Consider the following 12,896-nt stretch of genomic DNA (forward strand, 5'->3'; position numbering starts at 1 on the left):
CCAATCCCGGCCTTCCAACAATGTCCCCTCTCGAACTCCTCGCTGTGCTGGTCAACGTGCTCGGCGTCTGGCTGACCGCACGCCGGGTGCGCTGGTGCTGGCCGGTCAACGTCGTCGCGGTGCTGCTGTACGCGTGGCTGTTCTACCAATGGAAGCTGTACTCGGACATGCTGCTGCAGGGCGTCTACGTGTTCCTGCAGGGCTACGGCTGGTGGCGCTGGAGCCAGGGCCGGCTGGAGCACGGCAAGGTCCAGGTCGGCCCGCTGCCGCGGCGCGAAGCGGCGCTGTCGCTGCTGGCGGGCGCCGCCGGCGCGCTGTCGCTTGGCTGGCTGATGCATCGCCATACCGATGCCGCGCTGCCGTGGCTGGACGCGGCGCTGTCCGCCTTCAGCCTGGTCGCCAGCTTCTGGGCGGCGCGCAAGCGCATCGCCAACTGGACCCTGTGGATCGTGCTCGACTGCGTCTACGTCGGCGTCTTCGTCTACAAGGGGCTGTATCCCACCGCGGCGCTGTACGCCGGTTTCGTGGTGCTGGCGATCTACGGCCTGCGGCTGTGGCGGGCGGACCTGCGGCGCGCCGTCGCCGCGCAGTCGTCGCCATGAGCCGGCCCATCCGCATGCGCTGCGATCCACGCAGGACGGCGTCGGCGTGCAGGCCGGGACGATCGTCGTGACCGGCGCGCAACAAGCGCAGACGATTCACGCCAGCCTGCGTTAGCCCGGCGTGCCGGTCGCGCCGCAGTGCCACGAGCGCGCGCGGCATCGCTATGCTGGAGCCGCTCGACCCTGGCATTGCAGTGAGCGGAGCGTTGTGGGAGCGGCTGCGGATGGCCCGGGTCGTCCGCCGCGACGGGCTTTGCAAGCGAGGCCTGTCGAGACCGCAGCCGCTCCCACCAGCGTCGTTGCCTGCGACCATGGGCAAGAACAGTGCAACACCGCCACGGAGACCCCATGCCCACGCCGTTGAATCCCGCCGCCGGCTTCGGCCAGCGCATCGTCGATGCACTGCTCGCGCGCATCGTCGGCGGCGAATGGGCCGCGGACCAGCGCCTGCCGGTGGAACGCGAACTGGCCGCGCTGTTCGGCTGCACCCGCATCACCTTGCGCGAGGCGCTGCAGCAACTGGAATCGGAAGGCTACATCTACCGCGAGAACCGGCGCGGCTGGTTCGTCAGCGCAGCGCGCGTGCGCCACGATCCCACCAGCATCGCCGGCTTCATGCAGTACGTCGCCGCGCAAGGCGGCACGCCGCGTACCGAACTGCTCGGCGCGCGCCGCCAGTCGGCCGGCGCGACGCTGGCGCGGCACCTGGAACTGGACGATGCCGGGGCCGAGGTATTCGTGCTGCAGCGCCGGCGCTGGATCGGCCGCCGCGCGGTGCTGCTGGAGACCAATGCGATTCTCGCCGCATGGGCGCCGACCCTGCTCGATCACGACCTGGCCGGCTCGCTCAGCGCGGTGCTGGGACAACGGCTCGGGTTGCGCCAGGCGCGCAGCCGGCTGTCGATGTACCCGGCCACGCTGGTCGCCGAGCAGGCCGCGCTGCTGCAGTCCACCGCCGGCACGCCGTGCTTCCGGCTGCAGCGGGTGAGCTACGCCGCCGACGGCCGCGCGGTGGAATTCGACATCGAGTCCTGGCGCCACGACGTGCTGGAAGTGACGGTGGACGTGCAGGCCCCGCCTGAGTGAGGCCGGCGCGCGTCCGGCGGTGGCGGGCGGTTGCGGTCGCGTCCGCCCGGCCCGGCAATGGCATCGCGAATGCGCCGATCAAGCCGCGCGCGGCGGGTGTGCCCAAGCCAACGACCATTACGGACCTCTTGAACCTTGTGGGAGCGACTTCAGTCGCGACGGGCTTTACCGGTAGAGCCCGTCGCGACTGAAGTCGCTCCCACAACACTCCGCCGACTGACAACACTCCGCAGATTGGCCGATTGCAGATGCCCGCGTCGAAAACGCGCTAGACGTCGAACAACGCGCGCTGCGGGTCCGGCGGCGGCAGCTCGGCGTACAGGCGTTGCAGGTCCTCGCGGCGCGCGCGCAGCGGATCGTGCATCAGGAAGCCGGCCAGGCGCGCGTGCCAAGCCGGCCAGCGCGTCCATGTCGCCGGCGGCGGCGCGGCCTTCGCCGCTGTGCGCCACGTAGGAAGTGACGGTTGAGGTGCAGGCGCCACCGGAGTGAGGCCGGCCTGCGCGTTGGCGGGAGCATGGCAGACATGCACCTGTAGGAGCGGCTTCAGCCGCGACACGTTGCCGGCCATCTGTCGCGGCTGAAGCCGCTCCTACAATTGTCGCAGGCTAGGTATCGAACAGCGCGCGCTGCGGGTCCGGCGGCGGCAGGTCGGCGTACAGGCGTTGCAGGTCCTCGCGGCGCGCGCGCAGCGGATCGTGCATCAGGAAGCCGGCCAGGCGCGCGTGCCAGGCCGGCCAGCGCGTGGCCAGCGCATCCATGTCGCCGTCGGCGGCGCGGCCTTCGCCGCTGCGCGCGACGTAGGCTGTTTCGCACAGCACGTTGCGCCAGCCGAGTCCGGCCATGCGCAGCGACAGGTCGATCAGCGCCGCGTACCAGGAACCGTAACTGCTCGCGTCCAGGCCGCCGGCGCGCTGCCGCGCGGCGCCGCGCAACGCCACCGCATGGCACACCGCCGACGGCAGCTCCGGATGCTCCGGCGGCAGCGCCGCGCAGGCGCGGGCCAGGCGTTCGCCATCGTCGGGCAGCGGATTGATCTCGCCCAGCCGCGGCCAGGCGCAGGCTTCGCCGGCATTGCTCCACGGCGTGGCGCTGGCGATGGCCGCATCGCGCGCCAGGCACGCGCCCAGGTGCTGCAGCCAGCCGGGCAGCGGCTGCGCGTCCGCGGCCAGCACCACCACGTCGGCGGCGCCGCAAGCGCGCAGCATCTCGTCCAGATGCGCGACCTCGCCGAGCATGCGCGGGCGCCGGGTGTAGTCCGCCTGCAGGCGGGTATGCGCCAGCCAGGCCTCGACCACGCGCTGCCCGCGCGGCCCGGCCTGCGCGTCGTCGGCCAGCCACACCCGGGTACCGGCCGGGGTATGCGCCTCCAGCGCGCCCAGGCATGCGTCCAGCGCGGCGTCGTCGACGCCGACCGGCAGCAGCACGATGGGCAGGGTCACCTGCGCCTACTTCTTGCCCGATGCCGGCAGCGGCTGCATCGCCTTGAACTTCTGCCCGTACTCGTCGGTGAGATTGCGCGCTTCCTGCGGGTTGCGCACGATCGTCGGGGTCAGCAGCACGATCACTTCGTTGCGGCTCTTCTGCTGCGACTTCTGTCCGAACAAGGCGCCGACCACCGGCAACTTGCTCAGCAGCGGCACGCCGGCGCTGCCGTCGGTGGTGCTGTCGTTGATCAGGCCGGCGAGCATGATGGTGTCGCCGCTCTGCACCGCCGCCTCGGTCTTGACCCGGCGCGTGTTGATGTCCACGTTGCAGGCCGAGCTGTTGGCCACGGTGGAGGTGCCCGAGGTGCACGCCGCCGGGCGCGCGCCCGGCGTGCTGACTTCCTGCACGATGTCCAGGAACACCATGCCGTCCTTGGTCACCCGCGGACGCACCTTCAGGATCACGCCGGTATCGATGTATTGCACCGACGAGTAGGTGCTGTCGGTACCGATGCCGGTGTTGATCGAGGTCGAGTTGATCGGAATGCGCGTGCCCACGTTGAGCGTGGCCTCGGCGTTGTTGCGCACGAACACCGACGGGGTCTGCAGCAGCTTGAGGTTGGTGACCTTGTCCAGCGCGCTGATCACCGCCGCGGCGTTCTTGCCGAGGAAGGTCCAGCCCAGGCCGCTGCTGCCGACCTTGCCGGCGATATCGCCCCAGATGCTGCGCCCGGCGGCGCTGGGCAGGCCGCCGCCGACGCCCAGCCCGGTGCTGTTGCTCACGGTGCTGTCGGCAGAGGCGTTGACCGAATTCTCGAAGAACCAGTTCACCCCGTACTGCAGATCGCCGGTCAGGCTGACCTCGGCCACCTGCGCCTCGATGTGCACCTGCATCGGCATCACGTCGAGCTTCTCGACCACGTCGCGGATCGAGCGCCACGACTGCGGCGTGGAACGCACCAGCAAGGTGTTGGTCTCCTCCACCGCCGACACGCCGACCTTGTCGCCCTGCACTTCCAGGGTCACGCTGCCGTTGCCGGAGGTGCGCGGCGACAGCTGCAGGCTGCCGTTGCCCAGCCCGCCGCTGCTGCTGCCGGACGAGGAACCGCCGCTGCTCGAGGACAGGCTGTCGCTGCTGCCGTTGAGGCTGCTGCTGCCGCCCAGGCTGCCGTCGCTGCTGCCGTTGAGGCCGCCACCGCCCATCTGGCTCAGCTGCGTGCCCGGCATCAGCGAGGCGTTGGAATCGCTGCGGTTGCCGCCGGCGCCGAACACTTCGGCCAGGCGGTCGGCCAGGTCCTTGGCCTTGATGTATTTCAGTTCGTAGGAGAACAGCCGGCTGCCGCCGCCGGCGCTGTCGATCCGGTCCAGCCACTCCTGGATCTGGTCCAGATAGCGCGCCTGCGGGGTGATCACCAGCACCGCGTTGGCGTTCTCCAGCGGCATGAAGCGGAACATGCCGGCACTGGGCGTCTTGCTGTTCTCGCCGAACACCTTTTCCAGGTCCGCGGCGACCTGCTCGGCCTTGCCCGACTGGATCGGGAACACGCCCACCGACATGCCCGACAGCCAGTCCACGTCGAAGATCTGCACCGTGCGCAGGTAGTTCTCCAGTTCCGCACGGGTACCGCCGAGGGTGATGACGTTGCGCGAGCCGTCGATGCCGACGATCGCGTTCGGCCGCGCGTACGGCTCCAGCACCTTCTTCATCTCGCTGGCGGAAATGAACTTCAGCGGCACCACGCGCACCTCAAAGCCGCGCGCGCTGGCCGGCGAGGCGGTGCTCGGCGCCACCGTGCCGGCCAGGGCCTGGTCGGCGGGCACGATGTTGTAGCGGCCACCGCTGTAGACCATGCGTGCGTTGTTCCAGCCCAGCACCATCTCCAGCAGGTTCAGCGCCTGCGCCGGCGACACCGGCTTGGGCGTGGCCAGGGTCACGGTGCCCTGCACGCCCGGCGCGATCACGTAGTTCTGCCCGAGCATGTCGCCGAGGATCGCCTTGACCACCGCGTGCACCGACTCGCCTTCAAAGTTGAAGGTGGCGCTGCCGCTGCTGGCGTTGGCCAGCGACGGTGCCGGCGCGGCGGCGGCGCTGGAATTGATCATGCTGCCGCTGCCGCGGCGGATCACCGGGGCGACGCGGTCCGGCACGTCGTTGGGATCGGCCGTGCCCGTGGTTCCGTCGGTCGTGGTGCTGGTGCTGCCGGCGGCGCCGACGTTGGGATTGATCGCGGCGCCGCGGCGGACGTCCGGCGAGGGCGTGGTGGCGCAGCCGGCCACCAGGCCGATCGCGAGGAACAGGGAAAACAAGCGCGGCGTCATGCGATCACTCTTCAAGGGTTCTGGCCGGGGGTGGTGCCGTTCTGGCGCTGCTGCTGCAACTGCCGGCGGCGGGCTTCGATACGTTCGCGGATGGCTTGCAACTGTTCCGACGACGGCGCCGGCGCGGCCGCCGGTGCGCTCGGTGCCGGCGTTGTCGACGTCCCGTTGGCGCCCGCCTGCGGCGTGGCGGCGACGGGATTGACGGGGGCGTTGTTGACCACAGGCGCAGCCGCGGGCGGTGGCGGCCCCGGCAACGGCGGCATGCCCGGCGGCCGCGCGCCCTGGCCGAGCGCGGTCGGCGGCTGCCCGCCCTTGCCGTCGAACACCTGCAGGTCCAGGGTCTGGGTGCCGCTGCCGCCGCTGACCACCGCGCGGCGCGGTTCCAGCGACAGCAGGCGCCAGCCCTTCACCGGGTCGCGCCCTTCCTGCAGGCGCAGCGATTCGCCCTGCTCGGTGGTCAGCGTGGCCATCTTGAAGCTGTCGGTGAGCAGCACGCCGGTCAGGCGCACGCTCGGCGCGGCGCCCTGGCCGTTGTCGGCGCTGAGGAAGAACGGATGCGGCCGGCGGTCTTCGGCGAACACCGGACGCGCGGCGATCTCGGCGTAGCGCGAATAATCGCCGAGGCGCTCGCCCGACGCCGCCGGCAAGCTCGGCAGGCGCTGGGTCATGCCCGGATCGTCGGGCAGCGGCACGATGCGCTGGCCCAGGCCGGCCAGGCCCAGCGCCCAGATCAGCAGCCCCCACAGCGCCAGCGTCGCCAGCCACACGGTGCGCAGGCCGATCGCTTCAATTCGCATGCGCGCCCTCCACTTGCTGCGGCGGCTGCGGCGTGGCCGCATCGCGCATGGCCGGCGGCGCTTGCGCGGGCGCCGGTTCGCTCGGCCCGGGGCCGGCCGGCGTGCCGGCGTCCATCGCCGGCGCGCCGGGTGGCGGCGGCGGTGGCATGCCTGGCGGCATGCCCGCGGCGGCGGGCGGCGGCAGCATCGCGTTGGGGCGCAGATAGCCGGCCAGTTCGAAGGCCACATCCAGGCCGTTGCCGCTCTCGCCCGGCGACAGCTGGTAGCGCTGCGCCATCACGTTGAGGTTGTCCACGAACAGCGCCGGGGTGCCGCTCTCCAGCGCGTGCAGCACCGCGGCCAGTTCCGGCGTGCCGCAGCGCAGCCGCACCTGCACCGCGACGCGGGTGAAGCGGTCGCGGCGGTTGTCGGCGGCGAGCGGCGAACGGTTGCTGATCGCACAGCTGCGGTTGCCGGGGCTGGCGGTGGCCACCGCGCTTTCCAGGCGCTGCACCAGCCCGGCCGAAGCCAGCTCGGCCGAGGTCTCGCGCAGGAAGCCGGGGCGCGCGGCCAGATCGCGTTGCGCCTGCTGCAGCCGCTGCGCCACCTGCGGCGCCTGCTGCAACTGCATGCGCACGCGCAGTTCGCGCTGGCGCAATTCCTGGATCTGCGCCTCGACCTCGCGCATCGGCACCGTCCACCACGGATGCACCAGCAGCAGATAGGCCAGCGCCAGCGCCGCCAGCAGCAGGCCCAGCGCCAGCCAGCGGTCGCGCTTATCGACCTGCACCGGCATTGGCGGCCTCCTTGCGCTTGGTCCCGGCCAGTTCGGCGGTGAGGGTGAAGCGGTCGCGGTGGCTGCCCGGATCGGCCTGCAGCACGCCGGTCAGCGATGGCGTGCGCCACAGCGGCGAGCCCTCCAGCCGGCCGACCAGCGAGGACGCCTCGCTGCTGAGGCCGATCAGCTGCAACTGGTCGCCCTCGACCGAGAATTTTTCCAGATAGGTGCCCTCGGGCAGGCGCTTGCTCAGTTCGTTCCAGATTTCCAGCGCGGTCGGGCGCTCGGCGCGCAGTTGGTCGAAGAAGGCCGCGCCTTCGACCAGGTCGACCAGTTGCTGGCGCTGCGCGGCCACGCCGCGCGCGCGCTGCGCGCCGCTGTCCACTTGCGCGCGCAACTGCTCGAGCGCGTCGCGGCGGTTGTCCAGCAACTGCCAGCCGGCGGCGAACAGCGCCAGCAGCGCGGTGGCGGCGAGGATCGCGTTCCAGCGCCGCATCGGATCGGCGCGGCGATGGCGCTGCTCCGGCGGCAGCAGGTTCACGCCCAGCGGCGCGCCGTCGGCGCCAGCGACATCGACCCCGGCCAGGGTCGGGCGCAGCGCGCCGGCGCTGGCGTGCAGTTCGTCCAGCACGCGGCGCGGCGCCACCACCAGTTCGGCGTCCAGTTGCGCATCGTCGCGGCGCGCGCCAAGGCGCACGTCGTAGACCACCTGGTCGGCCTGGAACGGCGTCTGCCGGTCGATCTCGAACCGGACCACGTCGCGCAGGTGGTCGGCGGCCGCGGCCGGCAGGCGCAGCGTGCGCTGCAGCGCGGACTGCGCCGGCAGCAGCCAGACCCGCGGCAAGGCGGCCAGGCGCGGGCCGAGCACGGCCTCCAGGTCGCTCGGCAGCAGCGGCCACGGCAACGCCAGCGGCGTGCCCAGTTCGGCATCGATCTGGCGCGCGACGTACAGCTGTTCGCCGTCGCGCCACAGCAGCAGCCGCGCCTGCGACCAGCCCAATTGCAGTTGCCAGCGCGGCGGCAGCCACGCCATCAGCGAACGCTGCCACCAGGCCAGCACGCCGCCGGCACCGGGCGCCATGCGCACGCCGAGCTTGTCCATCGTGTCCCGCCACGCAGTCATCGAACGGTCGATCCTTCTTCCCATCGCAGCACAGTGTAGGCGGAGCCCGGTAGCGCCGACGAGCCTGGGCGCACCACGGCGCGCAGCACCGCCACGCGCCCCGCGGCCAATTGCGCGCGGCTTTCGATGCTGTAGGTGCCGCCGCCCCCGCCCATCGCAGCGGCCTGCGCCGGGTCGTTGCGCTCGCGTTGCGCCAGCACCTGCTGCGCATCCAGGCCCAGCGCGGTCAGCACCGGCGCCGGCGCGAAATCCGGCGCCGGGCGCGAAATCCCGCTGTACAGGGTCAGGTTCGGCAGCAGCTTGGCGTACAGATCCGCATCCATGCCCAGCACCAGTTGCAGTTCGGCCAGACTCTCGAACGGCGCGTCCTTGGCGCCGTAGGGCAGCCCGGCGGCGGCATAGTCCGGGTCCTCGGCGCCGCCGTTGGGCTGGCTGAGGTTGTCCGGGTCGCGCCAGTCCACGATCGCCGCGGCGATGCGGTCGGCGCGCTGCGGATCGCCGCCGACCGCGCGCACCAGCGCCGCCAGCAGCGGCGCGTCGGCCAGGTTCAGATCGACCTTGCCGCTCTCGTCGGTGATCCGCAGGTCGACCGTGGCGTCTTCGTACTGCCAGCGGTAGCGGCGCCCGTCCGCGCGCCAGCCCGGCTGCGTCGGCGTGCCGGCGAGCCGGGTCAGCGCGTACTCCAGCCCGGCGCGGGCGCGCTCCTGCGCCGCCGCGCCGTCGCCCAGCACCTTGCCCTGCAGGCCCTCGGTGCGCGCGGTCAGCGCGAACGCGCCGATCAGCGCGGTCAGCAGCGCGATCAGCCACAGCACCAGCACCAACGCCGCGCCGCGCACCTGCCGAGGTGCCGCGCTCATTGCCGCGCCTCCGCGCCGCCGGCCTGGCGCAACGCCACCACCAGCGGCGGCCACACCATGCCATCGTCGCTGCTCAGTTCGATCGACACCAGCAGCGGCAACTGGTCGGTCTTCTCCCAGCGCTCCTGCCAGGGACCGATGCTGCCGCGCTCCGGATCGATGCCGCGGTAGCGGAAGCGCACCTGGCGCAGGCCCTCGGCCAGCGGCTCCGGCGCCCGCGGCTTGTCCTCGGCGATCTGCTTGCCGGCCTGCACCTGCACCAGCGCGATCGCCAGGCGCTGCCGGCCGCCATCGCCGCTGACGCTGAGGTCGTGCACGTAGGGGCCGCCGCGGCCCAGGTAATCGGGAAGATCGGCCACGAACTGCATGCGCTGCGGTTCGCCGACGAAGCGCACCGGCTGCAGGGTGCGGCTGTCGATGTCCAGCGCCAGCGCCTGCGCGCCGCTCAGGCGCCGGCGCAGGAACCCCTCGACCGCGCGCATGCGCTCGCTGCGCCCGGCGATGGTCTCGCCGCGGCCGCTGATCGCGGTGGCCGAGCGCAGCGTGGCGAACGCCAGGGTCAGCCCGCCGACCAGCAGCACCGTGGCCAGCAGCACCTCGATCAGGGTGAAGCCGCGCGCGGCGGCGCGGCGCGGCGCGCGGTTCACTGCGGCACCCCGTTGCCCTGCGCGCTGACCAGGCGCAGCGTCTTCCACTGCAGCGCCTGCGCCGGTGCATCGCCCCAGCGCACCTGCAGGTTCAGTTGCAGCAGCGTCGGCGCGCCTGGCGTCAGCGTCGTGTCCGGCGGGCGCCGCGCATCGACGTACGGCGCCACGTCCAGGGTCCAGCGGTAATGGCCCTGCTCGAAACTGCCCTGTTCGCGGCCGGGTTGCAGCGGCTGCTCCACGCCTTGCGCGGCAAGCAACGATTGCGCGTACAGCGTGGCGCGGCTGAGCTGGTCGGCACGCTGGACCTGGCGCGCGGCGCCGGACAGCGAGCCGAGCAGCAGGGTCAGCGCCAGCGCCAGCAGCGCGAACGCCACGATCACCTCGATCAGCGTGTAGCCGCGTTGCGCCTTCATGGCATGCCCTGCTGCGGCGGACGCCCGACCTTGACCTCGCCGGTCAGCCAGGCCACGTCGATGCGCCAGCTGGCCTTGCGGGTCAGCAATTCGATGCGCCCGCCGGTGGCGGCGCCGTCCTCGAAGAACTGGATCGCGCCTTCGTCTTCGCGCCGCTGCGCCTCGCGCGCGCCGCTGAAGCGGATCGCCAGCGACGGCGGGATCTCGCCATGGCGGCCGTTGGGCGCCTGCCAGCGGTGCGCCTGCGGATCGATCAGGAAGCGCTGCGGCTGCCCGGTGGCGATCGCCTGCGCCCGCGTGTAGCGCAGTTGCGCGGCGATCTCCTTGGCCGACGAGCGCAAGCGCATGCCGTCGATGCCGCCGGTCAGCACCGAGGCGGCCAGCATCGCGGCGATCGCGATCAGCCCCACCACCAGCAGCATCTCCAGCAGCGACACGCCGCGCATGCGCGCACGCGCCAGCGGTACGCACGCGTGCGCACCGCGCTGGGGAACGCCGGCAGGGGCGTGGATCACGGCGCCGGGATCACTCGTACTTGATGTCGGCGTCGTAGCTGCTGCCGCCGGGCTGGCCGTCCTTGCCCAGGCTGATCAGGTCGAACGGCTTGCCGTCGCCGGGCACCTTGTACTCGATCGGGTGGCCCCACGGATCGTTCAATTCGGCGGGCTTGGCATACGGGCCGAGCCAGCCGCTGACGCCGCCCGGCGCGGCGACCAGGTCGTCGAGCTTGGACGGCAGCTTGCCGGTGTCGAGCTGGTAGTTGTCGATCTTGCCGGCCATGGTCTGGATCTGCGACTTGGCCAGATTGGCCTTGCCGCGATCGGCGCCGCCGAGCACGCGGCTGCCGACCAGGGTCAGCACCGCGCCGATCAGCACGATGACGATGATGATTTCCAGCAGGCTCATGCCCGACTGGCGCGCGGCGGAAGGGGAACGGGTCAGGGAACGGATATTTCGCATTGCATCGGATCCTTGCGGTGAAAAACCTTATGTAACCGAACGCGGTGACAAGGGTCGCCATCGGGTGCGGTGCGTGCAGCTGCGCTTCATGCGCGGGAACGGGTTTGGCGCGGCGGCGATCGACCCATGCCGCATTTCGCGCATGACGTGGCGCACAGATGACCTGGTCATGGCTGTCGCCATCGCTTGGACCGTGCGCGGCGCGACGGGTTCACGCCGCCCTCCCTTGCGCGGCGCCACGTGCGCCATGGCGCGGTGCGCGGAGGCTTCCGGCATGGGCGTCGCCGTCCATGGCGCAACAGGGCTGCACCCGGACAGACCTGCCCGGCCATCCATGGCCGGGCGTTCGGCCATGCGCGAACCAGTGGTTCGCAAACGCATGGCCTCCTTCAATCCGGCAATTCGCTGCGTCTTGGGTTCACGCCGCCATCCCTGGCGCGACGCCACGTGCGCCGGAACCACCGGCCCGGCCATCCGTGGCCGGGCGTTCGGCGCAACATGCGCCATGGCGCGGCGCGAGGATGCTTCTGGCATGGGCGTCGCCGTCCATGGCGCAACAGGGCTGCACCCGGACAGACCTGCCCGGCCATCCATGGCCGGGCGTTCGGCCATGCGCGAACCAGTGGTTCGCAAACGCATGGCCTCACCCAATCGCATTGGTGAGGTCGTACAGGGGGACGAGGACGGAAATGATCACCAGCCCGACCACCGAGGCCAGGACCAGGGTGATCAACGGCACCAGCGCGGCGAGCAGGCGGTCGATCGCCTGCGCGGTTTCCTGTTCGAAGGTGTCGGCGGTCTTCAGCAGCATCGTGTCCAGCGCGCCGGATTCCTCGCCGACCTGGATCATCTGCAGCGCCAGCCGCGGGAAGCGCTTGCCCTTGGACAGCGACGCCGACAGGCCGTGGCCGTTCTTGACGTCGTCGGCCGCGGCGCCAACGTCGGCGGTCAGCGCCAGGTTCGACAGCACGTTGCGCGAAATGCCCAGCGCGGCCAGCAGCGGCACGCCGTTGCGCAGCAGCGTGCCCAGGGTGCGGGTCAGCCGCGCGGTTTCCAGCCGCGCGATCAGCACGCCGATGAAGCGCTGCTTGAGCAGCCAGGCGTCGAAGCTGGCGCGGAACACCGGATCGCGGCGCTTGCGGTCCACCGCCAGCAGCGCCAGCCCGGGCACCACCAGCAACAGGATCCACCAGTCGCGCACGAACAGGCCCACGCTCAACACCGCCTGGGTGAACCACGGCAGCTGCACGTCCAGGCTCTCGTACATCAGCGCGAACTGCGGCACCACGTAGCCGAGCAGGAACAGCAGTGCGCAGCCGACCACGCTGACCAGGATCGCCGGATAGATCAGCGCATTGATCACCCGCCCCTTCAGCTCGCGGCTGCGCTCCAGGTATTCGGCCAGGCGCTGCAGCGTGTCGTGCAGGCTGCCGCCGGCCTCGCCGGCGCGGACCATGTTGATGTACAGGCGCGAGAACAACCCGTGCTGCCGCTCCAGCGCGGTGGACAGCGGCGCGCCGCCGCGCACCGCGTCGCGGATGTCGCCGACGGTGCGCTTGGAGCGCTCGTCCTCGGGCAGTTCGAGCAGGATCGTCAGCGCGCGGTCCAGCGGCTGGCCGGCGCCGAGCAGGGTCGCCAGTTGCTGGGTGAACTGCACCAGCGCCGCGCCGTCGAACGGCTTGGGCCGGAACAGGCCGCGCAGCGAGGTGCCGCCGCCCTGCGCCGCGAGCTTGGCCTCCATCGGCATATGCCCCTGCTCCTGCAGGCGCAGCGCCACCTCGGCGTCGCTGGCGGCCTCCATCTGGCCTTCCAGGATCTCGCCGTGCGGGTTGAGCGCTTTGTAGCGGTACAGGGGCATCAGGGCTGGGAATGGGGAATGGGGAATGGGGAGTCGGAAAGCGGGCTGCGCGC

General features: G+C 71.6%; 13 protein-coding genes and 1 pseudogene. 2 read left to right on the forward strand and 12 right to left on the reverse strand.

The window, feature by feature from the left end:
• Window positions 1–20: 20 nt before the first annotated feature.
• Together pnuC and HDC36_RS14115 are read left to right on the forward strand one after the other, a co-directional pair.
• On the forward strand, window positions 21–602 hold the full coding sequence (pnuC, locus tag HDC36_RS14110) for a nicotinamide riboside transporter PnuC (protein ID WP_179568495.1): 582 nt from the start codon (window positions 21–23) through the stop codon (window positions 600–602).
• 348 nt (window positions 603–950) lie between these two features.
• On the forward strand, window positions 951–1,688 hold the full coding sequence (locus tag HDC36_RS14115; protein WP_179568497.1) for a UTRA domain-containing protein: 738 nt from the start codon (window positions 951–953) through the stop codon (window positions 1,686–1,688).
• Between the two features lie 268 nt (window positions 1,689–1,956).
• Here the strand turns inward: HDC36_RS14115 and HDC36_RS14120 are convergent.
• From HDC36_RS14120 to HDC36_RS14175, 12 genes and pseudogenes are all read right to left on the reverse strand, one after another.
• Window positions 1,957–2,146, reverse strand: a pseudogene (locus HDC36_RS14120) (glycosyltransferase); the annotation flags it as partial.
• A 147-nt stretch (window positions 2,147–2,293) separates the two neighbouring features.
• Window positions 2,294–3,127: a glycosyltransferase gene (locus tag HDC36_RS14125; protein WP_179568499.1), complete on the reverse strand. Its 834-nt coding sequence runs from the start codon at window positions 3,125–3,127 to the stop codon at window positions 2,294–2,296.
• Between the two features lie 6 nt (window positions 3,128–3,133).
• The gene (gene gspD, locus HDC36_RS14130; protein ID WP_179568501.1) at window positions 3,134–5,431 is read right to left on the reverse strand and encodes a type II secretion system secretin GspD; all 2,298 of its coding nucleotides are present in this window, start codon (window positions 5,429–5,431) and stop codon (window positions 3,134–3,136) included.
• Window positions 5,432–5,442: 11 nt separating this feature from the next.
• On the reverse strand, window positions 5,443–6,228 hold the full coding sequence (gene xpsN, locus HDC36_RS14135) for a type II secretion system protein XpsN (RefSeq protein WP_179568503.1): 786 nt from the start codon (window positions 6,226–6,228) through the stop codon (window positions 5,443–5,445).
• Complete coding sequence (gspM, locus tag HDC36_RS14140; RefSeq protein WP_179568505.1) at window positions 6,218–7,003, reverse strand: type II secretion system protein GspM; 786 nt, start codon at window positions 7,001–7,003, stop codon at window positions 6,218–6,220. Before gspM ends, xpsN begins: the two co-directional genes overlap by 11 nt.
• Window positions 6,984–8,108, reverse strand: a complete 1,125-nt coding sequence (locus tag HDC36_RS14145; RefSeq protein ID WP_179568507.1) for a PilN domain-containing protein — start codon at window positions 8,106–8,108, stop codon at window positions 6,984–6,986. The genes gspM and HDC36_RS14145 overlap by 20 nt, the downstream gene beginning before the upstream one ends.
• The gene (locus tag HDC36_RS14150; protein ID WP_179568509.1) at window positions 8,105–8,965 is read right to left on the reverse strand and encodes a type II secretion system protein GspK; all 861 of its coding nucleotides are present in this window, start codon (window positions 8,963–8,965) and stop codon (window positions 8,105–8,107) included. Before HDC36_RS14150 ends, HDC36_RS14145 begins: the two co-directional genes overlap by 4 nt.
• Window positions 8,962–9,612, reverse strand: coding sequence for a type II secretion system protein J (locus HDC36_RS14155; protein WP_179568511.1), 651 nt, complete (start codon window positions 9,610–9,612; stop codon window positions 8,962–8,964). The genes HDC36_RS14150 and HDC36_RS14155 overlap by 4 nt, the downstream gene beginning before the upstream one ends.
• Window positions 9,609–10,025, reverse strand: coding sequence for a prepilin-type N-terminal cleavage/methylation domain-containing protein (locus HDC36_RS14160; RefSeq protein ID WP_179568513.1), 417 nt, complete (start codon window positions 10,023–10,025; stop codon window positions 9,609–9,611). Before HDC36_RS14160 ends, HDC36_RS14155 begins: the two co-directional genes overlap by 4 nt.
• Window positions 10,022–10,471, reverse strand: a complete 450-nt coding sequence (locus HDC36_RS14165) for a GspH/FimT family pseudopilin (protein WP_241093847.1) — start codon at window positions 10,469–10,471, stop codon at window positions 10,022–10,024. The genes HDC36_RS14160 and HDC36_RS14165 overlap by 4 nt, the downstream gene beginning before the upstream one ends.
• A gap of 79 nt (window positions 10,472–10,550) precedes the next feature.
• Complete coding sequence (gene gspG / locus HDC36_RS14170; RefSeq protein ID WP_179568521.1) at window positions 10,551–10,985, reverse strand: type II secretion system major pseudopilin GspG; 435 nt, start codon at window positions 10,983–10,985, stop codon at window positions 10,551–10,553.
• A 643-nt stretch (window positions 10,986–11,628) separates the two neighbouring features.
• Complete coding sequence (locus HDC36_RS14175) at window positions 11,629–12,843, reverse strand: type II secretion system F family protein (protein ID WP_179568523.1); 1,215 nt, start codon at window positions 12,841–12,843, stop codon at window positions 11,629–11,631.
• Window positions 12,844–12,896 lie beyond the last annotated feature (53 nt).

The sequence above is a fragment of the Xanthomonas sp. JAI131 genome (assembly GCF_013410075.1).
Taxonomy (GTDB): Bacteria; Pseudomonadota; Gammaproteobacteria; order Xanthomonadales; family Xanthomonadaceae; genus Xanthomonas_A; species Xanthomonas_A bonasiae.

Coding starts and splice junctions, on each gene's coding strand:
- pnuC (WP_179568495.1), top strand. CDS start 21: ATGTCCCCTCTCGAACTCCTCGCTGTGCTGGTCAACGTGCTCGGCGTC.
- HDC36_RS14115 (WP_179568497.1), top strand. CDS start 951: ATGCCCACGCCGTTGAATCCCGCCGCCGGCTTCGGCCAGCGCATCGTC.
- gspD (WP_179568501.1), bottom strand. CDS start 5,431: ATGACGCCGCGCTTGTTTTCCCTGTTCCTCGCGATCGGCCTGGTGGCC.
- xpsN (WP_179568503.1), bottom strand. CDS start 6,228: ATGCGAATTGAAGCGATCGGCCTGCGCACCGTGTGGCTGGCGACGCTG.
- gspM (WP_179568505.1), bottom strand. CDS start 7,003: ATGCCGGTGCAGGTCGATAAGCGCGACCGCTGGCTGGCGCTGGGCCTG.
- HDC36_RS14145 (WP_179568507.1), bottom strand. CDS start 8,108: ATGACTGCGTGGCGGGACACGATGGACAAGCTCGGCGTGCGCATGGCG.
- HDC36_RS14150 (WP_179568509.1), bottom strand. CDS start 8,965: ATGAGCGCGGCACCTCGGCAGGTGCGCGGCGCGGCGTTGGTGCTGGTG.
- HDC36_RS14160 (WP_179568513.1), bottom strand. CDS start 10,025: ATGAAGGCGCAACGCGGCTACACGCTGATCGAGGTGATCGTGGCGTTC.
- HDC36_RS14165 (WP_241093847.1), bottom strand. CDS start 10,471: ATGCGCGGCGTGTCGCTGCTGGAGATGCTGCTGGTGGTGGGGCTGATC.
- gspG (WP_179568521.1), bottom strand. CDS start 10,985: ATGCGAAATATCCGTTCCCTGACCCGTTCCCCTTCCGCCGCGCGCCAG.
- HDC36_RS14175 (WP_179568523.1), bottom strand. CDS start 12,843: ATGCCCCTGTACCGCTACAAAGCGCTCAACCCGCACGGCGAGATCCTG.